Here is a 23986-nt window from a genome sequence, read left to right as displayed (position 1 = left end):
GGGAAATATGGCAGTTTTAGAAATAATAAAGCATCCAAATGAAGTGTTAGAAACACCATGCGAAAGAGTAATTAACTTTGATAAAAAGTTAGTGAAATTGTTGAAAGATATGCATGAAACAATGTTAATTGCGGACGGAGTCGGTTTAGCTGCGCCTCAAGTAGGTGTAAGCTTGCAAGTAGCGGTTGTTGATGTCGATGATGATACTGGAAAAATCGAGTTAATCAATCCATCAATATTAGAAAAACGTGGTGAACAAGTAGGTCCCGAAGGCTGTTTAAGCTTCCCGGGACTTTATGGTGAAGTAGAACGTGCCGATTATATTAAAGTAAGAGCGCAAAATCGCCGTGGGAAAGTATTCTTATTAGAAGCGGAAGGATTTTTAGCGCGTGCAATTCAACATGAAATTGATCATTTACACGGTGTTTTATTTACATCGAAAGTGACAAGATATTATGAAGAAAACGAACTAGAATAGGTGTTAAAAGGAGCGGTTTTTAAATGATAAAAGTAGTGTTTATGGGAACACCGGACTTTTCAGTGCCGGTGCTTCGTCGTCTTATTGAAGATGGCTATGAGGTAGTAGGTGTTGTGACGCAACCTGATCGTCCAGTAGGTAGAAAAAAAGTATTAACACCTACACCTGTTAAAGTTGAAGCGGAAAAACATGGTATCCCTGTGTTACAGCCGTTAAAAATTCGTGAAAAAGATGAATATGAAAAAGTATTGGCATTAGAGCCAGATTTAATTGTAACAGCTGCATTTGGGCAGATTGTACCAAATGAAATTTTAGAAGCACCAAAGTATGGGTGTATTAATGTTCACGCTTCTTTACTTCCTGAACTTCGTGGTGGTGCACCAATTCATTATGCAATTATGGAAGGTAAAGAAAAAACAGGTATTACAATTATGTATATGGTAGAAAAATTGGATGCTGGTGATATCTTAACGCAAGTGGAAGTTGAAATTGAAGAGCGTGAAACGACAGGCTCATTATTTGATAAATTAAGTGAAGCAGGAGCACACCTTCTATCTAAAACAGTGCCTTTATTAATTCAAGGTAAGTTAGAACCGATTAAACAAAACGAAGAAGAAGTAACGTTTGCGTACAATATAAAACGTGAGCAAGAGAAAATTGATTGGACAAAAACAGGTGAAGAAGTATACAATCACATTCGCGGATTGAATCCATGGCCAGTTGCTTATACAACTTTAGCAGGACAAGTTGTTAAAGTATGGTGGGGGGAAAAAGTGCCTATAACTGAACCGGCTGAAGCAGGTACGATTGTTGCAATCGAAGAAGATGGTTTTGTTGTAGCAACGAGTAATGAAACAGGTGTTAAAATTACTGAATTGCAACCTTCTGGTAAAAAGCGTATGAGTTGTTCACAATTTTTACGTGGAACAAAACCTGAAATTGGAACGAAGTTAGGAGAAAATGCATGAGACAAAATGTTCGTGAATTAGCTCTTGATGGTTTAATTCAAGTGGAAAAAAGTGGTGCATATAGCAACTTACTTTTAAATAATCTAATTGAAAAAAGTGCAATTGATAGAAAAGATATTGGTTTATTAACTGAAATTGTATATGGAACGATTCAACGTCGTGACACATTAGATTATTATTTACAGCCTTTTTTAAAAAAGAAGGTTGAGGCGTGGGTAAGAGTATTGCTTCGCTTATCTTTATATCAAATGATTTATTTAGACCGAGTGCCAGAAAGAGCGGCTATTCATGAAGCGGTTGAGATTGCAAAGCGTCGCGGGCATAAAGGAATTGCTGGTATGGTGAACGGTGTATTACGTTCGATTCAGAGAGAAGGTGTACCTTCTGTAGATGAAATCAAGGATCCAGTAGAACGTCTTGCAATTACAACAAGTCATCCAGTTTGGCTTGTCCAAGAGTGGACTTCAGAATACGGTTTAGAAACTGCAGAAAAAATGTGCGAAGTAAACATGTTACCCCCTGTACCAACAGCGCGTGTGAATGTTGATAAGGTAACTGTAGAAGAAGCGATTGAGTTGTTAGCAAGTGAAGGTATAGAAGCAAAACGTGGTGACTTATCAGATGATGCTATTCAGATTGAAAGAGGAAATGTAGCGCATACAGAAGCGTTTAAAAAAGGATTTCTTTCTATTCAAGATGAAAGTTCTATGCTTGTAGCACGCGCTTTAGAACCGAATACGGGAGATGCAGTTCTTGATAGTTGTGCTGCTCCAGGCGGAAAAACAACGCATATCGCGGAACGATTAAAGGGAACTGGTAAGGTCATGTCCCTTGATTTACATGCACACAAAGTACGTTTAATTAAACAGCAAGCAGAGCGACTTGGTCTAGAAAATGTCGAAACTAAAGCGCTAGATGCTAGAAAAGTGCAAGAGCACTTTGCAAATGAAACGTTTGATAAAATATTGGTAGATGCACCGTGTTCTGGATTTGGTGTAATTAGACGTAAACCTGATATTAAGTTAGGAAAAGATAAAGGCGATAGTGAAAGATTATCGACGATTCAAATTGCAATACTAGAAAAAATAGCACCATTATTAAAACAAGGCGGTCGTCTTGTTTATAGTACGTGCACAATTGAGAAAATAGAAAATGAACAAGTAATAGAGAAATTTTTACAAGAACATCCTGAATTTGAATGGGATACTACGCTTAAAGAGCGTATGCCAGAAAAATTAACTCCGTATATTGATGAAGGTCAAGTGCAAATTTTACCGCATTATTTTGCGACGGATGGCTTTTATATTGCTTGTTTAAGGAAGAAGGTGTAGCATCATGGAAACGACTGTAAGAAAACAAAAGAAAAATTTAGAAACGAAGAAACCATCAATTTACTCTTTACAACTTCATGAAATGCAAGATTGGTTAAAGGAACAAGGAGAACCGAAGTTCCGTGCTGGACAAATTTTTGATTGGTTATATAAAAAACGTGTAAAAAATTATGAGGATATGTCAAACCTTTCTAAAGGATTGCGTGATAAATTGTCGAATTCCTTTGATATTACTACTTTAAAAACGTTAGTAAAACAAACGTCTTCGGATGGAACAATTAAATTCTTATTCCAATTATATGACGGATATTCTATTGAAACGGTATTAATGCGACACGAATATGGAAATTCCATTTGTGTAACAACGCAAGTTGGTTGTCGTATTGGGTGTACGTTCTGTGCTTCGACACTTGGTGGATTAAAGCGAAACCTAGAAGCTGGAGAAATCGTAGCGCAAGTAGTAGAAGTTCAGCGTGCGCTTGATGAAACAGAAGAACGTGTAAGTTCTCTTGTTGTTATGGGGATTGGAGAACCATTTGATAACTATGATAATTTAATGGGATTCTTACGCATCATTAACCATGAAAAAGGACTTCATATTGGTGCGAGACATATGACTGTTTCGACGAGTGGAATTATCCCGAAAATTTATAAGTTTGCTGAAGAAGATCTACAAATTAATTTTGCGATTTCATTGCATGCTCCAAACTCAGAATTACGTTCAAAATTAATGCCGATTAACCGTGCTTATAAATTACCAGATTTAATGGAAGCTATTAAATACTATGTAAATAGAACGGGGCGTCGTATTACTTTTGAATATGGATTATTTGGAGGAGAAAATGACCAAGTAGAGCATGCTGAAGAGCTTGCTGCGCTCTTAAAAGGTGTAAAATGTCATGTGAACTTGATTCCGGTAAACTACGTACCTGAACGTGATTATGTACGTACGCCACGTGAACAAATTTTCTTGTTCGAGAAAACGTTAAAAGATCGTGGAGTGAATGTAACGATTCGCCGTGAACAAGGTCATGATATTGATGCAGCCTGCGGTCAGTTGCGTGCGAAGGAGCGCAAAGAAGAGACGAGGTGACGAGATGAAAGCCGTATTTCTATCGGATAAAGGAAAAGTTCGTCAACATAATGAAGATAGTGCAGGAGTTTTTCACAATTTAGATGGAAATGTATTAGCGGTAGTAGCAGATGGAATGGGAGGTCATCGAGCTGGTGATGTAGCTAGCTCGATGGCCATTCAATTATTCCATGATTATTGGAAGCAAACACATAATATGAATGAGCCGAAAAAAGTAGAACAATGGTTACATACTAGTGTTGGGATTATTAATGAGCGTATATATGAATATGCTCAGCAAAATGCAGAATGTAATGGTATGGGAACAACGCTTATAATAGCTGTTTGTACACCAAACTTTGTGACAATAGGGCATATAGGAGATAGTCGTTGCTATATGGTATCAGAAGGAGAAATGACGCTAGTAACGGAAGATCATTCACTTGTAAATGAGCTGGTGAAACATGGTGAAATTTCAAAGGAAGACGCAGAGTATCATCCGAAAAAGAATGTGTTATTAAGAGCATTAGGAACAGAAGAAAAAGTTGGGTTAGATGTTAAAACGTTGGTGATTGAGGAAGATGATCAATTACTTCTTTGCTCTGATGGGTTATCAAACAAAGTTTCTATTGATGATATGCGACAAATTTTACAGTTAAATGAACAGCTTGAAGGTAAAGGGCAGTGTCTCATTCAATTGGCAAATGATCGCGGTGGAGAAGATAATATCACACTTGTTCTTATTGATTATGCGGGTTCGACAAACGAAAGTAGGTGAAGTGCAACGTGCTGATTGGAAAACGCTTAAATGACCGTTATAAGCTGCTGAAAATGATTGGTGGTGGCGGAATGGCCAATGTATATTTAGCTCATGATGATATACTTGGCCGAGATGTAGCGGTAAAAATATTAAGACTCGACTACTCAAATAACGAAGAGTTTATTAAACGTTTCCATCGAGAAGCGCAGTCTGTTACAACGTTGTCGCATCCAAATATTGTGAATATGTATGATGTCGGAGAAGAAGATGGTATATACTATCTTGTCATGGAATATGTACCAGGGCAAACATTGAAGCAATACATAATTGAGCGAGGGATGTTACCTATAGGAGAAGCTCTTGATATTATGGAGCAGTTAACATCCGCTATGGCACACGCCCATCATTTTGAAATTGTGCATCGTGATATAAAGCCGCACAATATTTTAATTCGAGCTGATGGAATAATAAAAGTAACAGATTTTGGAATTGCGACAGCTACAAGTGCAACAACAATTACACATACAAATTCAGTGCTCGGTTCAGTCCATTATTTATCACCAGAACAGGCACGTGGCGGAATAGCAAATAAACAATCAGATATCTATTCTCTTGGGATAGTTATGTTTGAATTGTTAACAGGAAGACAACCGTTTTCTGGCGAATCTGCTGTTGCTATAGCTTTAAAACATTTACAAAGTGAAATCCCATCACCAAAAAGATGGAATGAAAATATTCCGCAAAGTGTTGAAAATATTATATTAAAAGCAACTGCAAAAGATCCGTTCCATCGATATCAATCTGCCAATGCGATGAAGCGAGATATTGAAACTGCGCTATATCCAGAGAGGATAAATGAGCAACCGTTTTACATACCAGAAGATATGGAAGCGACGAAAGCGATTCCGATTATTCAACAAGAACAATTATTTGAAAATGTAAGTGATGAAACGATTGTTTTAAAAGGGAGTAAGGTGGAAGAACCGATAAGAGCAGAAGCAGCTGAGTTAGATAAGAAGAAAAAACGGAGTAACAAGTGGCTTAAAGTTTTAATTTCAACATTTTTATTTTTAGCAATAGGAATAACATTAGCGCTTACGGTTATTCCAGGATTATTTATTCCGAAAGATGTGAAAGTTCCTGATGTGGCTGGTATGAAATACACGACAGCTGTAAATACATTAGTAGAAAAGGGCTTTGAGGTGACGGAGCCTAATATTGTATATACAGATGATGTTGAAGTTGGGGATGTAATAAAAACGGACCCTGTAGCAGGAAGAGTCGTAAAAGAAAACGCTAAAATTACTATCTATCAATCAGGTGGGAAAAAGAAAAGTAAGATGGCGAATTTCACAGGGCAAAACTTTGAGAGTGTAAAAGCTGAGTTAGAAGAAAAATATAAACAAGTTACAGTAAATTATATTGAAAATGATAAGCCGAAAGGTGAAATTGTAGAGCAAATTCCGACGCCTGATCAAATGGTTATAGAAGCGGAGCAAGAACTGAAAATCTGGGTAAGTAAAGGTCCTTATCAAATTAGACCAGGTGACTTTTCGGGGTGGACTGAAAATAGTGTAACTGGTTATTTGAATGAGAGAAAACTAACGTCAGATATAAAACGAGAGTATTCAGATACAGTCGAAAAAGGACTTGTAATTTCGCAATTTCCAAAACCAGGTACACCATTAAAAGAGGGAGATAAAGTAACTATTATTATCTCTGATGGTCAAAAGCCTAAAGTGACTAAAACGGTAAAATTGGACAATATCTCTATCCCATATGAGCCTGCTGTAACAGGTGAAAAAAAGCCGCAAACAATAGAAATTTATAAAGAAGACATGCAGCAAAAAATGGATAGACCGGTTGAAACGAGAACAATTACTGAATCAGCGACTATTTCTTTAGAATTTGTAATTCAAGAAGGTTCAAAGGGACACTATAAAATTGTACGAGATGGAGTAACGATTATTGATAAAGAAGTACCATATCCAACTCAATAATAGTGAAAGTCTACTTATTATTATTGCCTGTTATGCTGTCTACAAAGTGGACGGTATAGCAGGCAAAAATATATGATTCAAAAAGCTAGTAAAGTGATGCAGCTGTAAATATTTTTTTGCATTTAATGGGAAATTTAATGTATATTAGCAAAAGTATATATGGTAGGTTTTGAAATCGTTATTTAGAAAATTTAAATCCATTCATTTTTAAATTCAGCATCACCTTATACAAAAAAGGAGAATTCTATGCCAGAAGGAAAAATTATAAAAGCTTTAAGTGGGTTTTATTACGTGCAGCATGAAGAAGGGGTTACGCAATGTCGTGGACGAGGTGTATTTAGAAAAAATAAAATTACACCACTTGTAGGAGACCAAGTTGTTTTTCAGGCAGATAATCCAACTGAAGGTTATGTGCTTGAAGTGTTTGATCGAAAAAATGAACTTGTTAGACCTCCTATTGCTAATGTCGATCAAGCGATCCTTGTGTTCTCTGCAGTAGAACCAGATTTTAATCCTGGACTGTTAGATCGATTTTTAGTGCTGATTGAATATCATAACATTAAGCCAATTATTTGTATTAGCAAGATGGATTTAGTAGATGAAAAGATGAAAGCAACTGTTGAAGCTTATGCGAATGATTATCGTGAGATGGGTTATGATGTTTTATTTACTTCTATTAATACGTCAGAAAGTATTGATATATTAAAACCATACTTAGAAAATTGTGTTTCTGTCGTTGCGGGTCAATCTGGTGTGGGGAAATCTTCAATGCTTAATGTGCTACGTCCAGAATTAGAGCTGAAAACAAATGATATTTCCTCCCATTTAGGACGCGGGAAGCATACGACAAGACACGTAGAATTAATTGCAATTGGGAGTGGACTAGTAGCAGATACACCGGGTTTTAGTTCACTAGATTTCATTGATATAGAAGTAGAAGATCTTACATATTGTTTTCCAGAGTTGAAAGAAGCGAGCCAATACTGTAAATTTAGAGGGTGTACACATCTTTCTGAACCGAAATGTGCGGTGAAAGCTGCGGTTGAAGAAGGGAAGATTACAGAATATCGCTATAAGAACTATAAACAATTCGTAGAAGAAATTAGAGAGAGAAAGCCGAGGTATTAGTTATGATTAAAATTGCACCATCGATTTTATCAGCAGATTTTTCAAAATTAGGGGAAGAGATTAAAGATGTAGAAAAGGGCGGAGCGGATTACATTCACGTTGACGTAATGGATGGACATTTCGTACCAAATATTACGATTGGACCGTTAATTGTAGAAGCTATCCGTCCAATTACATCATTACCATTAGATGTACATTTAATGATTGAAAATCCTGATAACTATATCCCGACTTTCGCACAAGCGGGAGCGGATATTATTACTGTTCACGTAGAGGCGTGTCCACATCTACATCGTACAATTCAGTTAATTAAATCTCATGGTATTAAAGCGGGCGTTGTATTAAATCCACATACGCCAGTTTCAGTAATTGAGCATGTATTAGAAGATATAGATATGGTATTACTTATGACAGTAAACCCTGGATTTGGTGGACAGAAGTTTATCCATTCTGTATTACCGAAAATTAAACAAGTTGCAGACATGGTGAAAGAGCGCAATCTAGAAGTAGAAATTGAAGTTGATGGTGGTGTAAATGCTGAAACAGCAAGACTTTGTGTGGAAGCAGGAGCAAATGTACTTGTAGCTGGATCAGCAGTATACAATCAAAAAGACCGCGGTGAAGCAATTCGCGTAATTCGTGGGTAGTGATGAACTTTATCCTAGTAAGGTATTCATAGGATAGCGTAAAAATATGTAAAAAGGCAATCTACCGAATGGCAGATTGCCTTTTTACAATGGAAGGGGAAGAAAAAATGATTATTCATATTTTGGCAGGAGGACCTTCGGAATATTGTGCAGATTTTGCTCGATATGAGGATGAGGAAGTAGTGTGGGCAGCGGTTGATAGGGGAGTATACCGTCTATTAAAGAAAGGGATTACACCGGCTGTTGCGTTTGGAGATTACGATTCAGTTACCGAAGAAGAATTAGTATGGATGGGACAGCAAACGAACGAATTACATATTGTTCCACGAGAAAAAGATCAAACGGATTTAGAAATTGCAATTAACTGGGCATTAGGACAGAAGCCGGCACTAATTCGTATTTTTGGTGCTACCGGTGGAAGGCTTGATCACGGTTTGGCAAATATACAGATGCTTTTAAAAGGGTTAGAAGTAGAGATAGAAATGTGTATTGTGGACAATAAAAATGAAATAACAGTTAAAAAAGTGGGTACACATATAATTGAAGAAAATAAAAATTTTCCTTATGTATCTTTTGTACCAGTTACTGAAATAGTGGAAGGGATTACATTGTTTGGTTTTAAGTACCCGCTTACTAATAAAACAATAGAGTGGGGATCAACACTTTGTATTAGTAACGAACTCGTTGAGGAAAAAGGTACTTTTTCATTTACTTCTGGCATATTAATGTTGATAAGAAGCACTGATTGAAGAAACAATTTTGCTCCTTACATCATATAGTGACCAAGTGGAGTAATGGGGATTAGGAGGGAAACCATGAGATTTTATACAATTAAGTTACCTAAATTTCTTGGTGGAATTGTTCGTGCAATGTTAAATACCTTCAAAAAAGATTAAAAAAAGCACCTATCACCGGTGCTTTTTCCATTGTTATAGTAAAAAAAGAGCCTATCGGCTCTTTTTTTTATTATTAAACACGTTCGATTTTGCCAGATTTTAATGCTCTAGCAGAAACGTAAACACGTTGAACTTTTCCGTCGATGCGTACGCGAACTTTTTGAAGGTTAGCGCCCCACTTACGTTTTGTAGCGTTCATTGCGTGAGAACGAGAGTTACCAGAACGAGCTTTTCTTCCAGTAATAGCACAAACACGAGCCATTTATATTTCCCTCCCTTGATACCTTACCATACGTAATTTTTCAATGTTAGTCTTTTATGCGATGCTAAAAACACTACTATAATTTAACACAACTAAAAAGAGAATGCAACACCGTAGAAAAAAGAAATCAAGAAAATTTACTTGACACTATATGTCAATGAAGAAAAGTTGAAATCCATAAAAATTGCTTGACATATTATAGTGGTACATGTTGTATAATAACAATGGACTATTTTGCTCATCATAAAAAAGTGTAATTTAAAACATAAAATATGAGAGTGAAAAGAAAGAACGATGGAATTTTCTTTAAAAAGATTATATGATAGTAACTAAAGTAGTCTAGCTCACTTTCACCATTTATGAAGGGGGAAACGAGATGTCAATTGAAATTAAAACGAAGTACGGTCAAATTGATATTAGTACAGATGTAATTGCAACAATTGCTGGAGGTGCCGCGGTAGATTGCTACGGTATCGTAGGTATGGCATCAAAAAATCAGTTAAAAGATGGATTAACAGACATTTTACGAAAAGAAAACTTCACTAGAGGTGTTATTGTTCGTAAAGATGAAGATGAAGTACATATTGATATGTATATTATTGTGAGCTATGGTACGAAAATTTCAGAAGTGGCACATAATGTGCAGACGAAAGTGAAATATACATTAGATCAAACTGTAGGACTAGCAGTAGATTCTGTAAACATCTACGTACAAGGAGTTAAAGTAATAAACTTGTAATGTGCATTAAGGAGGAAAATCTGTGTCAATTCAAAAAATTGATGGAAAACGTTTATCACAAATGATCATGCAAGGAGCGAATAATTTAACAAATAATGTTCAGCTTGTTGATGCATTAAACGTATTTCCAGTTCCAGATGGCGATACCGGTACAAACATGAACTTATCTATGACTTCAGGTGCGCGTGAAGTGAAAGCAAATCCTTCACAGCATGCTGGTAAAGTCGGCGTAAGTTTAGCCAAAGGATTATTAATGGGAGCTCGTGGTAACTCTGGAGTTATTTTATCTCAGTTGTTCCGTGGTTTCTCTAAATCCATTGAACAAAAAGAAGAATTAACAACAGTTGATTTTGCTGCAGCACTAGAAGCTGGAGTAGAGGCGGCTTATAAAGCGGTTATGAAACCGATTGAAGGAACGATTTTAACGGTTGCAAGAGAAACGGGTAAATATGCAGTAACAGTTGCGAAAAAACAGCGCGACTTTGTTTTGTTTATGGAAGACGTTGTGAAAGAAGCAAACGCATCGTTAAATCGTACGCCAGATTTATTACCTGTATTAAAACAAGTTGGCGTTGTAGATAGCGGTGGTAAAGGTCTTGTAGTGGTATACGAAGGGTTTTTAGCTGACTTAAAAGGAGAAACGATTTCTTCTGATGCACCGACGCAACCATCTATGAATGAAATGGTACGCGCAGAACATCACCGTAGTGTACAAAGCCAATTGAGTACAGAAGATATTAAGTATGGATATTGTACGGAGTTCATGGTGAAATTAGAGGCTGAAAAGGTGAAAGAGCATAATTTCTCTGAACAAAAATTCCGTGAAGATATTAGTGTATATGGTGATTCTCTACTAGTTGTGTCTGATGATGAAATTGTAAAAGTTCATATCCATGCAGAACATCCTGGAGACGCTATGAACTACGGGCAAAAATACGGTAGTTTAATTAAGATTAAAGTAGAAAATATGCGTGAACAGCATACTGCTTTGTTAGATGAACCTACTATGGTTCCTGAGCAACCAGCTCAATCGAAAGAAAAACAACCATATGGTATCGTAACTGTAGCTATGGGATCTGGTATTAAAACTTTATTTGAGAGCATCGGCGCAACGAAAGTTATCGAAGGTGGTCAAACGATGAATCCAAGTACGGAGGATATCGTGAAGGCAATTGAAGAAGCAAATGCTGAAAAAATCATTATTTTACCGAATAACGGAAATATTGTAATGGCAGCAGAACAAGCGGCATCAGTTGTAGATCAAGAAGTTATTGTTGTTCGTTCGAAAACAGTTCCTCAAGGTATGGCAGCAATGTTAGCATTTAACCCAGTTGGAACGTTAGAAGAGAATGAAGAAAACATGCAAGAAGCTTTATCTCATGTGAAAACAGGTCAAATTACGTATGCTGTACGTGATACGGAAATTGATGGTGTAGCAATTCAAAAAGATGATTTCATGTGTATTGCAGATGGGAAAATTGTATCTACAAATGCTGAAAAAGTAGGAGCTGCGAAGCAATTACTAGAAGCGCTTATTGATGAAGATTCTGAAATCGTAACGATTCTACAAGGGGAAGATGCAACTGATGAAGAAGTAGCGGAGTTAGTTGAATTTGTAGAAGAGAAATTTGAAGATGCAGAAGTAGAAGTACATGCTGGAAACCAACCAGTGTATTCTTTCATCTTCTCTGTAGAATAAGATAAGATTCGTTTTGAAAATAAATGGATTACTTACTTGCTAATGGATAAGAAGTAGTAATATGAAGTTTATTACTAGTTTTTATTCAAAAGGCTAGCATATTGAAGAGAGAAAAGAGCCTTGCTGCTAATAGTGAGGCTCTTTTTTACTTGTTTTATATAAGGGATTTGAGTAGTTTCTCTTAGAATGCCTATGATAGAATATATAAGGTGAAAGAGAGCGATTACAGATGCTAATTGGTACTCAAATAAAATGCAATAAAGAAAATAATGTGACGGGGTGTGAGAATCTTGAATGATGTTGTACAAGTTCCTGTTACGGATGTAAAGGGGATCGGAGGAGAAACATCTGAGTTACTACATGAGATGGGTATTTATACAGTTTCTCATCTATTAGAACATTTTCCGTACCGTTATGAAGATTATGCGATGAAAGATCTTGCTGAAGTAAAGCATGATGAACGTGTAACGGTTGAAGGGAAGGTTCATAGTGCTCCTTTGCTGCAATATTATGGTAAGAAGAAATCGCGTTTAACAGTTCGTGTTCTCGTCGGTCGTTACTTAATTACGGCGGTATGTTTTAATAGGCCTTACTATAAGCAAAAATTAAAGTTAGATGAAACGATAACGATTACTGGTAAATGGGATCAACATCGTCAAACAATTGCTGCATCAGAACTTCATTTTGGACCGGTTGTACGTCAACAAGAAGTGGAACCTGTTTATTCAGTAAAGGGGAAACTTACAGTAAAACAGATGCGTCGTTTTATTGCTCAAGCGTTAAAGGAATATGGAGATTCTATAGTCGAAGTGTTACCGGATGGTTTGTTAGGGCGATATAAATTATTACCAAGATATGAAGCGCTCAGGGCATTGCATTTTCCGGTAGGACAGGAAGATTTGAAGCAAGCGCGTCGCCGTTTTGTATATGAAGAATTTTTCTTATTTCAGCTGAAAATGCAAACGCTCCGGAAAATGGAGAGGGAAAATTCAAAAGGGACGAAGAAAGAGATTCCGTCAGCAGAATTACAAGAATTTATCGATGCACTGCCGTTTCCATTAACGGGTGCGCAGCGCCGAGTTGTAGATGAAATTTTGAAAGATATGACATCTCCTTATCGGATGAACCGACTATTGCAAGGTGACGTTGGTTCTGGGAAAACAGTTGTTGCTGCGATTGGTCTTTATGCATCGAAATTAGCTCATTATCAAGGTGCTTTAATGGTTCCTACAGAAATTTTAGCTGAGCAACATTATCAGTCGCTTGCTGAAACGTTTTCGCATTTTGGTATGAAGGTGGAACTGTTAACAAGTTCTGTTAAAGGGGCGAGACGTCGAGAAATTTTAGCGAAGTTAGAACAAGGAGAAATAGATATTCTTGTTGGAACGCATGCCTTAATTCAAGATGAAGTTATATTTCATAGGTTGGGTCTCGTTATTACAGATGAACAGCATCGATTTGGTGTAGCGCAGCGCCGAGTTTTACGGGAGAAAGGTGAAAGTCCAGATGTATTATTTATGACAGCGACACCAATTCCGCGTACGCTTGCAATTACTGCATTTGGAGAGATGGATGTTTCGATAATCGATGAGATGCCAGCAGGTAGAAAGGTGATTGAAACATACTGGGCAAAACATGATATGTTAGATCGCGTTCTCGGTTTCGTTGAAAAGGAGATAAAAAAAGGAAGACAGGCATACGTTATTTGTCCTCTAATTGAAGAATCTGAGAAACTTGATGTGCAAAATGCTATCGATTTACATAGTATGCTGACGCATCATTACCAAGGGAAATGCCAAGTTGGATTGATGCATGGGAGATTATCGTCTCAGGAAAAAGAAGAGATAATGGGACAGTTTAGTGAAAATAAAGTACAAATTCTTGTATCGACAACAGTTGTTGAAGTAGGTGTGAACGTACCGAATGCGACTGTAATGGTTATTTATGATGCAGAACGTTTCGGTTTATCGCAGCTTCATCAGCTTAGAGGGCGTGTCGGCCGTGGTAGTGAACAATCATATTGTTTATTAATAGCAGACCCTAAATCAGAAACAGGGAAAGAAAGAATGCGCATAATGACTGAAACAAATGATGGATTTGTATTGTCAGAAAAAGATTTAGAATTACGAGGTCCTGGAGATTTCTTTGGGAGTAAGCAAAGTGGCTTACCAGAATTTAAGGTTGCTGACATGGTACATGATTATCGAGCGTTAGAAACGGCAAGGCAAGATGCGGCGATACTAGTAGATTCAGAAGCGTTTTGGCACAATGATCAGTATGCTGCCTTGCGTACGTATCTTGATGGGACAGGTGTGTTCCAAGGAGAGAAGCTCGATTAAAGGGAGTCAACAAAAGTTTTTGTTGCATTCTACTTTTAATGATTATATACTACTGTTAGTACCTAGTCATAAAAATGGATGGTGCGGTATGAAAAAAAGAAGAAGTAAAAAAGAAAGACAAGAGTTATTACAACAAACAATCGAATCAAATCCTTTTATTACGGATGAAGATTTAGCGGAAAAATTTCAAGTGAGTATACAAACGGTACGACTTGATCGTATGGAATTGTCTATTCCTGAATTAAGAGAGAGAATTAAACATGTAGCTACAAAGCAACATGAAGAAGATGTGAAATCTTTACCGTTAGAAGAGGTTGTTGGAGAAATTATTGATATTGAATTAGATAGACATGCAATCTCTATCTTTGAAGTAAAGATAGAACATGTATTTAAAAGAAATCAAATCGCTCGTGGGCATCATCTGTTTGCGCAAGCAAACTCACTAGCTGTTGCGGTTATTGATGAAGAATTAGCTTTAACTGCAAAGTCTACCATTCGATACATTCGCCCTGTAAAATTAGGAGAGCGTGTTGTTGCAAAAGCGCGCGTTGAAGATGTAGAGAATGATAAAGGACGGACGGTTGTCAAAGTGCGTAGCTTCGTTGGAGAAGAACTTGTTTTTACAGGCACTTTTGAAATGTATCGATCTAGTAATTATAGTGAGGAAGGTAACAACTTATGAAAATCGCAATAGATGCAATGGGCGGAGATCACGCTCCAAAGGCTGTAGTATTAGGGGCAATGAAAGCTATTAAGGAATATTCTGATTTACATATTACGTTAGTAGGGAAAGAAGAGGAAATTCGTCAATACTTAACGAGTGATGAAAGAATTACTATTCTTCATACAGACGAAAAAATAGAATCAACGGAGGAACCAGTAAGAGCGGTTCGTCGAAAAAAACAAGCTTCAATGGTGCTTGCGGCACAACAAGTAAAGGATGGAGAAGCAGACGCTTGTATATCCGCAGGTAGTACAGGAGCTTTAATGGCAGCTGGATTATTTGTAGTCGGTCGTATGGAAGGAATTGAGAGACCAGCTTTATCGCCTACAATGCCAACTGTAGATGGAAAAGGTTTTGTTATGTTAGATGTTGGAGCAAATGTTGATGCAAAACCAATTCATTTATATCAATATGCAGTAATGGGATCTGTTTATGCTGAGAAGGTAAGAGGAATTGAAAATCCTCGCGTTGGACTATTAAACGTTGGAACAGAGGATGGAAAAGGAAACGAGCTTTCAAAGCAAGTATTTGCAATGCTTAAAGATGCGCCAATTAATTTCGTGGGGAACGTTGAATCAAGAGATTTATTGCAAGGTGTAGCAGATGTTGTTGTATGTGATGGTTTTACAGGGAATGTAGCGTTGAAATCATTAGAGGGAACAGCACTTGCGCTATTCTCTATGTTGAAAGAACAGTTAATGAGTTCATTTACGAGCAAATTAGCAGCGGCGGTATTAAAGCCAAAACTTATGGTATTAAAAGATAAAATGGATTATTCGGAGTATGGAGGAGCTGCATTATTTGGATTGAAAGCACCTGTCATTAAGGCTCACGGTTCTTCTAATGATCAGTCGATATTTAGTGCGATTCGTCAAACGAGAGAAATGGTAGCGAAAGAAGTAATTCCTACGATTTCAAGCGTAATGGAGAAAGAGTCACTCCAATAAGAGGAGGATTTGAAATGGGAAAAATAGCATTTCTTTTTCCGGGCCAAGGTTCACAGGCAGTTGGAATGGGTAAACAATTAGCAGAGAATAATAAAGAGGTTGCAAAAGTGTTTGCAAAAGCAGATGAGGTGTTGGAAGATTCACTTTCAGAAGTGATTTTTGAAGGACCGCAGGAAAAGCTTACATTAACAACAAATGCGCAGCCTGCATTATTAACAACGAGTTTTGCTATTTTGACAGCTTTGAAAGAGTATGACATTACACCTGACTTTGTCGCTGGTCATAGTTTAGGTGAATATAGTGCTCTTGTAGCAGCTGGTGCATTAACTTTTGAAGATGCTGTATATGCTGTAAGGAAACGTGGCGAATATATGGAAGAAGCTGTTCCGGGCGGGGAAGGCGCAATGGCAGCTATATTAGGTGCTGACCCACATATGCTGAAACAAGTTACAGAAGAAGTAACAAGTGAAGGATATGCAGTGCAAATCGCTAATATGAATAGTACGAAGCAAATTGTGATTTCTGGAACGAAGCAAGGCGTAGAGGTTGCTTCTCAAAGAGCGAAAGAAAATGGTGCAAAGAGAGCGATTCCACTAAAAGTAAGTGGGCCATTCCATTCTTCACTTATGAAGCCAGCAGCTGAGAAGTTCCAAAGTGTTTTAAATGAAATTACAATTCATGACACGAATATTCCTGTTATTGCAAATGTTACGGCGGAAGTTATTACACGTGGTGCAGACATTCAAGAAAAGTTAATCGAACAGCTTTATTCGCCTGTATTATGGTACCCGTCTATTGAATATATGGTGAACCAGGGAGTAGATACATTTATTGAAATTGGACCTGGAAAAGTACTTGCTGGACTTATGAAGTCAATTGATTCATCAGTAAAAGCATATGCGATATACGATGAAGAGACATTAAAAGATACCATTTCAAATTTGAGAGGAGAAAACTGATGTTAAAAGGGAAGGTAGCATTAGTAACTGGCGCTTCACGTGGAATTGGTCGCGCGATTGCGATTGATTTAGCGAAACAAGGGGCAAATGTAGTAGTAAATTATGCTGGTAATGAACAAAAAGCAAATGAAGTAGTAGATGAAATTAAAAAATTAGGTTCTGATGCAATTGCGGTAAGAGCAGATGTTGCAAATGCTGATGATGTTACAAATATGGTGAAACAAACAGTAGATACATTTGGACAAGTTGATATTCTTGTAAATAATGCTGGTGTAACGAAAGATAATTTATTAATGCGTATGAAAGAAGAAGAATGGGATACAGTTATTAATACAAACTTAAAAGGTGTATTCTTATGTACAAAAGCAGTATCTCGTTATATGATGCGTCAACGTCACGGTAGAATTATAAACATCGCTTCGGTTGTTGGTGTTATAGGAAACCCAGGACAAGCTAACTATGTTGCTGCTAAAGCGGGTGTTATTGGATTAACAAAAACATCTGCAAAAGAGTTAGCAAGTCGAAATATTACAGTGAATGCAATTGCGCCGGGCTTTATTGCGACTGATATGACGGATGTACTAGATGAGAATATTAAAGCCGAAATGTTAAAAGTTATTCCAGCTGCTCAATTTGGTGAAGCGAAAGATATCGCGAATGCTGTAACGTTTTTTGCTTCTGATCAAAGCAAATATGTTACAGGTCAAACGTTAAATGTTGATGGCGGTATGGTAATGTAATAAAAGAATCGATTTCACCTAGTTTTTTTGGTCAATATTTAATATAATATTTGAGGGGAGGTGAATGGAATGGCAGATGTTTTAGAGCGCGTAACAAAAATCATCGTTGATCGTTTAGGAGTAGAAGAGACTGAGGTAGTACCAGCTGCAAGCTTCAAGGAAGATTTAGGAGCAGACTCCCTAGATGTAGTAGAACTTGTAATGCAATTAGAAGATGAATTCGAAATGGAAATTTCTGATGAAGATGCTGAAAAGATTGCTACTGTTGGCGATGCTGTGACTTACATAGAGAGTCATCTATAATGCTTAAGTGAAGTCCCGTTTTTTAGCGGGGCTTTCTGGCTTATATCTGGAGGGACCTATGCCGTACCGAAAATATAGAGAAAAAAAATACGAAACAAAATATCGTGAAGCATTTAAAGTGTTTCAAGAAAAGATAGGTATTACGTTTACAGATGAAAAATTATTGATTCAAGCATTTACGCATTCATCGTATGTGAATGAGCATCGAAAAAAACCGCATGAAGATAATGAGCGTCTTGAATTTCTTGGAGATGCAGTATTGGAACTGACTGTATCGCAGTATCTGTTTCAAAAATATCCGACAATGAGCGAAGGAGAGTTAACAAAACTACGTGCAGCTATTGTATGTGAGCCATCTCTTGTTCGTTTTGCGAACGAATTGTCATTTGGTAGCCTTGTTTTATTAGGAAAAGGTGAAGAAATGACAGGTGGACGTGAACGACCAGCTTTATTAGCGGATGTCTTTGAAGCGTTTATTGGTGCCCTTTATCTTGATCAAGGGCTAGAAACAGTTTGGGAATTCTTAAAAGAAATTGTATATCCGAAAATTAATGAGGGTGCTTTTTCTCATGTGATGGATTATAAGAGTCAGTTGCAAGAATTGATTCAGCGTGATGGCAGTGGCAATGTTGAGTATCAAATTTTGCAAGAAAAAGGACCAGCTCACAATCGAGAATTTGTGTCACGTGTTACGTTAAATAACGTAGCTTTAGGTCTTGGTAGTGGTAAGTCGAAAAAAGAAGCAGAGCAACAAGCTGCTGCAGAAGCATTGAAAAAATTAAAAGAACAACTATAAGGAATCCCCCTTTGAATGAGGGGGATTCCTTGTGCATAGAATGAAACTTTCTTTTTGTTTATAATGAAAAAGAAGGTAAATCCGTATAATACTTGTTTTTGTATAGAGAACATTTATAACGACGGAGAATAGGAGGAAGGCCTTTCGTGTTTTTAAAAAGATTAGAAATAGCAGGGTTTAAGTCTTTTGCTGAGCGTGTATCTGTTGATTTTGTCCCAGGTGTAACTTCTGTAGTAGGACCTAATGGAAGCGGGAAAAGTAATATTACTGATGCAATTCGCTGGGTACTTGGTGAACAATCTGCAAAATCATTACGTGGTGCAAAGATGGAGGATATTATTTTTGCAGGCAGTGATACGAGGAGAGCGGTTAATGTTGCTGAAGTAACAATAACTTTAAATAATGAAGATCAACGTTTACCAATTGAATACAATGAGGTGTGTGTAACACGTCGTGTATCTCGTTCAGGTGATAGTGATTTTTATATTAATAAACAATCATGTAGATTGAAAGATATTATCGATTTATTTATGGACTCTGGTATGGGAAGAGAAGCTTTTTCAATTATTAGCCAGGGGAAAGTGGAAGAGATTTTAAGTAGTAAGTCAGAAGAGCGTCGAGGTGTATTTGAAGAAGCGGCAGGCGTACTAAAATACAAACTTCGCAAAAAGAAAGCTGAAGGGAAATTAGCAGAAACACAAGAAAACTTAAATCGTGTACAAGATATAATTCATGAATTAAGTAGTCAAGTAGAACCTTTAGAAAGACAAGCTTCTATTGCGAAAGATTATCTTGAGAATAAAGAAGAATTAGAGAAAGTAGAAGCTGCGCTTATTGTCCATGAAATTGAAGAATTGCACGAGAAATGGGAAGCGCTTCGAAATCAGTTTGGGCATAATAAAAACGAAGAAGCTAAAATGTCAACGAATTTACAAAAAAGTGAAGAAGAGCTTGAGGAATTACGAGGACAATTACAAGCGGTAGATGAGTCTGTAGACTCGTTGCAAGAAGTACTTCTTCTTTCTAGTAAAGAGCTAGAAAAACTTGAAGGGCAGCGCGAGTTGTTAAAAGAGAGAAAGCAAAATGCTACGACGCATTGTGCGCAACTTGAGCAGTTAATTGTTGAATTAACAGAGAAAACTAAAAGTTACGATGGTGAGATTGAGTCAAGTACAGAAGCTTTAATGCAATTTGTGAATGAAGTAAAAGAGTTGGAGCAAAAATTGCATGATAATGAGCAACTGCTTGCTACTTTTGCTGACAATTTAGAGGAACAGATTGAGAATTTAAAAGGTGACTATATTGAGCTTTTAAATCAACAAGCTAGTCATCGTAATGAATTATCTATGATTGAAGAACAATCTAAACAGCAAACGTCTAAAAACGAGCGTCTAGATGAAGAGAATGCGAAATATGTAGAAATGCGTATGGAAATTACAGCGAAAAAGACGAAACTTGTAGAAAGTTACGAACAAGCGAAAGAAAAAGTAGCTGGCATTCTCTCAAACATACAGAAGACAGAGGCGGCGCTTGGGAAATGTAAGACGCAGTATAGTGAAAATGAAACAAAACTGTATCAAGCATATCAATTTGTGCAACAGGCACGTTCTCGAAAAGAAATGCTTGAAGAGATGCAAGAAGATTATTCTGGATTCTATCAAGGTGTACGTGAAGTATTGAAAGCTAGAGAAAATAGGTTGCAAGGTATCGAGGGTGCTGTTGCGGAACTGTTAACGGTACCGAAAGAATACGAAGTTGCAATGGAAATTGCTCTAGGTGCAGCGATGCAGCATATTGTTGTACAAACAGAGGAGCATGCTCGTAATGCGATAGCATTTTTAAAGCAAAATAAACATGGACGTGCAACGTTTTTACCGCAAGCTGTTATTAAAAGCAGGTCTTTATCATTTGAGCAATTACGCATTGCAAATCAACACCCATCGTTTGTAGGTGTGGCGGCAGAACTTGTGCAGTACAACAATAAATATGAAAATGTAGTTTCAAATTTATTAGGTACGGTTATTGTTGCGAAAGATTTACGCGGAGCAAATGAGTTGGCGAAACAACTGCAATACTGTTATCGCATTGTAACAATCGAAGGTGATGTAGTGAATCCTGGCGGTTCTATGACTGGTGGGGCGGTAAAGCAAGCGAAATCTTCTTTATTAGGACGCCAACGTGAACTGGAAGAGTGGACTCGCAAGTTAACTGATATGGAAGAAAAAACAATGAAGTTAGAAAACTTTGTTAAAGCAGTAAAACAAGAGATTCAAGAAAAAGAAGTGAAAATACGCGAACTAAGGCAAACTGTAGAAGTAGATCGTGTAGATGAGCAGAAATTAAGAGAAGAGATTAATCGTCTAGAATTAGAAGAACATCGTATTAATGATCGATTGTCTATTTATGATTTAGAGATTGAAGGGTTTTTACAAGATCGAGTAAAAATGCAAGGGCGTAAAGAGGAGTTAGAAGGGATTTTAACGAATCTTCAAGCTGATATCACTAAGTTAGATAGTAAAATTGTAGCTTTAACAAAACAAAAAAGTGAGCAACATTCTTCGAAAGAAAAAGTTCAAAAAGAAATGACGGAGTTAAAAGTGCTGGTAGCTGAAAAGCAACAACGCTTATTTAATCAAAAAGAAAAAGTTGAACGATTGACGAAGGAAAAAGAAGAAACGGATGCGACACTTGTAAAAACGAAAGAGGATTTAGCGTTCTTAAAACAAGAAATGACATCTAATTCAAGTGGTGAAGAGCAAATTACGAATATGATTGAGAAGAAAGCATATGATCGTAATCAAACTTCAGAATTAATTCGCTCTCGTCGTGAACAACGTGTATCGTTGCAAGAGAGGGTAGAACATTTAGAGCGCAATTTGAAAGAAACGACAGGTAAACATAAATATATTCTTGAAATGTTGAAAGATCAAGAAGTGAGAATAAATCGACTTGATGTAGAGTTGGAAAATAGATTACAACATTTACGTGAAACATATACGATTTCATTTGAAGCGGCAAAACTAAAATATACAATGACAATGCCTGCAGAAGATGCGCGTAAGAAAGTAAAATTAATCAAATTATCTATAGAAGAGTTAGGTACAGTGAACCTAGGGGCAATTGATGAATATGAACGTGTAGCGGAGCGTCATACATTCTTACTAGAGCAGAGAGACGACCTAGAAGAAGCGAAAGCGACATTGCACCAGCTTATTACCGAAATGGATGAAGAAATGAAAAAACGCTTTTCTACTACGTTTGAAGGCATTAGAATGGAGTTTCAATCGGTATTCTCTGAATTATTTGGAGGCGGTAGAGCGGATTTAGTAATGACTAATCCAGAGGATTTACTAAATACGGGTATTGATATTGTAGCACAACCGCCAGGGAAGAAACTGCAGAACTTAGGTTTACTTTCAGGTGGAGAGCGTGCTTTAACAGCAATTGCGCTTTTATTTGGTATTTTAAAAGTACGCCCAGTACCATTCTGTGTACTAGATGAGGTAGAGGCAGCCCTTGATGAGGCGAATGTAGCTCGTTTTGCACAGTATTTAAAGAAATTCAGTAATGAGACGCAGTTTATTGTAATTACACATAGAAAAGGTACAATGGAAGAGTCTGATGTGTTGTACGGTGTAACAATGCAAGAATCAGGGGTATCTAAACTTGTTTCGGTTCGTTTAGACGCCGGAGAAGAACTTATTGCAAGTGAATAGGAAGGATGGGAAAGTATGAGTTTTTTTAAAAAACTAAAAGAAAAAATTTCAAAACAAACGGATACAGTTACAGAGAAATTTAAACAAGGATTAGAAAAAACGAGAAATTCATTTGCGGATAAAGTGAATGATTTAGTTTATCGTTACCGTAAAGTGGACGAAGATTTTTTCGAAGAGTTAGAAGAGATCTTAATCGGTGCAGACGTTGGCGTTGCGACGGTAATGGAATTAATTGACCAATTGAAAGAAGAAGTACAACGTCGTAACATTCAAGATCCAAAAGAAGTACAAGCTGTTATTTCAGAAAAACTAGTAGGAATTTACAAAGGCGACAGCGATTTTAGTAACGAAATTAATATGCAAGAGGACCAATTAACGGTTGTTTTATTTGTTGGTGTTAATGGTGTAGGAAAAACGACGACAATTGGTAAACTGGCGCATAAGTTTAAATCAGAAGGTAAGTCAGTCCTATTAGCGGCAGGAGACACATTCCGTGCTGGAGCGATTGAACAATTAGAAGTATGGGGCGATCGCGTTGGTGTAGAAGTGATTAAACAAGGATCTGGATCTGATCCAGCGGCGGTTATGTATGACGCTGTACAAGCTGCGAAAGCACGTAAGGTAGATGTATTACTATGTGACACAGCAGGACGCTTGCAAAATAAAGTAAATTTAATGAAAGAATTAGAGAAGGTGAAGCGTGTAATTGAGCGTGAAGTACCAGGTGCTCCTCATGAAGTATTACTTGTTATTGATGCAACAACAGGACAAAACGGTTTAAGCCAAGCGAAAACATTCCGTGAAGCAACGAATGTAACTGGTATTGTTTTAACGAAGTTAGATGGAACTGCTAAAGGTGGTATTGTATTAGCGATTCGTAACGAAATGGATGTACCAGTGAAGTTTGTTGGATTAGGAGAGCAAATGGATGACTTGCAACAGTTTGATCCAGAACAATATGTGTATGGTTTATTTGCGAACTTAGTAGAAACAGAAGAAGTATAAGTGAAAGGAGCGGTATTTCCGCTTCTTTTTCTATAAAAAATATATGATGTTAAGAAAAAAACTTGACACTCTTTTGGACTACATGTAAACTAATTCATGTAAAGGGAAATCACTTAACAAAGGATGATCCAACATGCTCGAAAAAACAACGAGAATGAACTATTTATTTGATTTTTATCAATCGTTGTTAACGCAAAAACAAAGAAGTTATATGTCGCTTTATTATCTAGATGATTTATCTCTTGGTGAAATTGCGGAAGAATTTGATGTAAGTCGCCAAGCCGTGTATGATAACATTAAACGGACTGAAGCGATGCTTGAAGAATATGAAGAAAAATTAGTATTACTTCAAAAGTTTCAAGAGCGACAGCGACTTGTTGCAAAGCTAAAACAGCTAATCAGCGAAGAAGAGCATGTAAATGAAGAAATGAAACAAGTTGTTGAAGCTATCGAAAAATTAGATTAGGAGGGCGGCAA

23 protein-coding genes are annotated in these 23986 nt (G+C 37.1%); 22 read left to right on the top strand and 1 reads right to left on the bottom strand.

All coding sequences use genetic code 11. The annotated features are described in order from the left end of the window. The first annotated feature begins 7 nt into the window (after positions 1-7). The 10 genes from def (at position 8) to spoVM (ending at position 9280) form a co-directional block, all read left to right on the top strand. Positions 8-478 carry a peptide deformylase gene (gene def / locus ACTFN4_RS01675; RefSeq protein WP_000279455.1) on the top strand — a complete coding sequence of 157 codons (471 nt, stop codon included), beginning with the start codon at positions 8-10 and terminating at the stop codon, positions 476-478. A 23-nt stretch (positions 479-501) separates the two neighbouring features. Next, positions 502-1446 carry a methionyl-tRNA formyltransferase gene (gene fmt / locus ACTFN4_RS01670; protein ID WP_000598804.1) on the top strand — a complete coding sequence of 315 codons (945 nt, stop codon included), beginning with the start codon at positions 502-504 and terminating at the stop codon, positions 1444-1446. Further along, a complete protein-coding gene (gene rsmB, locus ACTFN4_RS01665; protein ID WP_001249666.1) occupies positions 1443-2777 on the top strand; it encodes a 16S rRNA (cytosine(967)-C(5))-methyltransferase RsmB in 1335 nt (444 codons plus the stop codon). Before fmt ends, rsmB begins: the two co-directional genes overlap by 4 nt. Positions 2778-2781: 4 nt before the next feature. Next, a complete protein-coding gene (gene rlmN, locus ACTFN4_RS01660; RefSeq protein ID WP_000450540.1) occupies positions 2782-3870 on the top strand; it encodes a 23S rRNA (adenine(2503)-C(2))-methyltransferase RlmN in 1089 nt (362 codons plus the stop codon). A gap of 4 nt (positions 3871-3874) precedes the next feature. Further along, entirely contained in the window at positions 3875-4627 is a 753-nt protein-coding gene (locus tag ACTFN4_RS01655) for a Stp1/IreP family PP2C-type Ser/Thr phosphatase (protein ID WP_000648701.1), read from the top strand. 8 nt (positions 4628-4635) lie between these two features. Then, positions 4636-6609 (top strand): Stk1 family PASTA domain-containing Ser/Thr kinase, encoded by a 1974-nt coding sequence (pknB, locus tag ACTFN4_RS01650; RefSeq protein ID WP_000904747.1) that lies wholly within the window; start codon positions 4636-4638, stop codon positions 6607-6609. A gap of 246 nt (positions 6610-6855) precedes the next feature. Further along, positions 6856-7737, top strand: a complete 882-nt coding sequence (gene rsgA / locus ACTFN4_RS01645; RefSeq protein WP_001113932.1) for a ribosome small subunit-dependent GTPase A — start codon at positions 6856-6858, stop codon at positions 7735-7737. A gap of 2 nt (positions 7738-7739) precedes the next feature. Further along, entirely contained in the window at positions 7740-8384 is a 645-nt protein-coding gene (gene rpe, locus ACTFN4_RS01640) for a ribulose-phosphate 3-epimerase (RefSeq protein WP_000589974.1), read from the top strand. A gap of 68 nt (positions 8385-8452) precedes the next feature. Beyond that, positions 8453-9133 (top strand): thiamine diphosphokinase, encoded by a 681-nt coding sequence (locus tag ACTFN4_RS01635; RefSeq protein WP_002026234.1) that lies wholly within the window; start codon positions 8453-8455, stop codon positions 9131-9133. Positions 9134-9199: 66 nt separating this feature from the next. Continuing rightward, complete coding sequence (gene spoVM, locus ACTFN4_RS01630) at positions 9200-9280, top strand: stage V sporulation protein SpoVM (RefSeq protein ID WP_001213599.1); 81 nt, start codon at positions 9200-9202, stop codon at positions 9278-9280. A gap of 73 nt (positions 9281-9353) precedes the next feature. On the opposite strand, the gene rpmB is transcribed toward spoVM, so the two are convergent. After that, positions 9354-9542, bottom strand: a complete 189-nt coding sequence (gene rpmB, locus ACTFN4_RS01625; protein ID WP_000124776.1) for a 50S ribosomal protein L28 — start codon at positions 9540-9542, stop codon at positions 9354-9356. Between the two features lie 376 nt (positions 9543-9918). Here rpmB and ACTFN4_RS01620 point away from each other — a divergent pair, with 376 nt between their 5' ends. The 12 genes from ACTFN4_RS01620 (at position 9919) to ACTFN4_RS01565 (ending at position 23975) form a co-directional block, all read left to right on the top strand. Beyond that, positions 9919-10281: an Asp23/Gls24 family envelope stress response protein gene (locus ACTFN4_RS01620; RefSeq protein ID WP_000021109.1), complete on the top strand. Its 363-nt coding sequence runs from the start codon at positions 9919-9921 to the stop codon at positions 10279-10281. A gap of 22 nt (positions 10282-10303) precedes the next feature. Continuing rightward, positions 10304-11980: a DAK2 domain-containing protein gene (locus ACTFN4_RS01615; RefSeq protein WP_000027129.1), complete on the top strand. Its 1677-nt coding sequence runs from the start codon at positions 10304-10306 to the stop codon at positions 11978-11980. A 290-nt stretch (positions 11981-12270) separates the two neighbouring features. Then, positions 12271-14319, top strand: a complete 2049-nt coding sequence (gene recG, locus ACTFN4_RS01610) for an ATP-dependent DNA helicase RecG (RefSeq protein WP_439962040.1) — start codon at positions 12271-12273, stop codon at positions 14317-14319. 88 nt (positions 14320-14407) lie between these two features. After that, positions 14408-15001, top strand: a complete 594-nt coding sequence (fapR, locus tag ACTFN4_RS01605) for a transcription factor FapR (protein WP_000747348.1) — start codon at positions 14408-14410, stop codon at positions 14999-15001. Beyond that, entirely contained in the window at positions 14998-15990 is a 993-nt protein-coding gene (gene plsX, locus ACTFN4_RS01600) for a phosphate acyltransferase PlsX (protein ID WP_000684100.1), read from the top strand. The genes fapR and plsX overlap by 4 nt, the downstream gene beginning before the upstream one ends. Before the next feature lie 14 nt (positions 15991-16004). After that, entirely contained in the window at positions 16005-16949 is a 945-nt protein-coding gene (gene fabD / locus ACTFN4_RS01595) for an ACP S-malonyltransferase (RefSeq protein WP_000515899.1), read from the top strand. Continuing rightward, entirely contained in the window at positions 16949-17689 is a 741-nt protein-coding gene (fabG, locus tag ACTFN4_RS01590) for a 3-oxoacyl-[acyl-carrier-protein] reductase (protein WP_000911773.1), read from the top strand. Before fabD ends, fabG begins: the two co-directional genes overlap by 1 nt. A gap of 69 nt (positions 17690-17758) precedes the next feature. After that, positions 17759-17992 carry an acyl carrier protein gene (gene acpP / locus ACTFN4_RS01585; RefSeq protein WP_000786062.1) on the top strand — a complete coding sequence of 78 codons (234 nt, stop codon included), beginning with the start codon at positions 17759-17761 and terminating at the stop codon, positions 17990-17992. A 58-nt stretch (positions 17993-18050) separates the two neighbouring features. Continuing rightward, entirely contained in the window at positions 18051-18788 is a 738-nt protein-coding gene (gene rncS / locus ACTFN4_RS01580; RefSeq protein WP_001146875.1) for a ribonuclease III, read from the top strand. Positions 18789-18934: 146 nt separating this feature from the next. Further along, positions 18935-22504: a chromosome segregation protein SMC gene (gene smc / locus ACTFN4_RS01575; protein ID WP_439962039.1), complete on the top strand. Its 3570-nt coding sequence runs from the start codon at positions 18935-18937 to the stop codon at positions 22502-22504. A gap of 15 nt (positions 22505-22519) precedes the next feature. Then, complete coding sequence (ftsY, locus tag ACTFN4_RS01570; RefSeq protein WP_000007655.1) at positions 22520-23509, top strand: signal recognition particle-docking protein FtsY; 990 nt, start codon at positions 22520-22522, stop codon at positions 23507-23509. Between the two features lie 133 nt (positions 23510-23642). Continuing rightward, positions 23643-23975 carry a putative DNA-binding protein gene (locus ACTFN4_RS01565; protein WP_000891062.1) on the top strand — a complete coding sequence of 111 codons (333 nt, stop codon included), beginning with the start codon at positions 23643-23645 and terminating at the stop codon, positions 23973-23975. Positions 23976-23986: the final 11 nt, after the last annotated feature.

This window comes from Bacillus cereus group sp. MYBK95-2 (assembly GCF_051915225.1).
Classification (GTDB): domain Bacteria; phylum Bacillota; class Bacilli; order Bacillales; family Bacillaceae_G; genus Bacillus_A; species Bacillus_A cereus.
The sequence above is the reverse complement of the archived record's forward strand: the minus strand, read 5'-3'. Positions and strand labels throughout refer to the sequence as shown.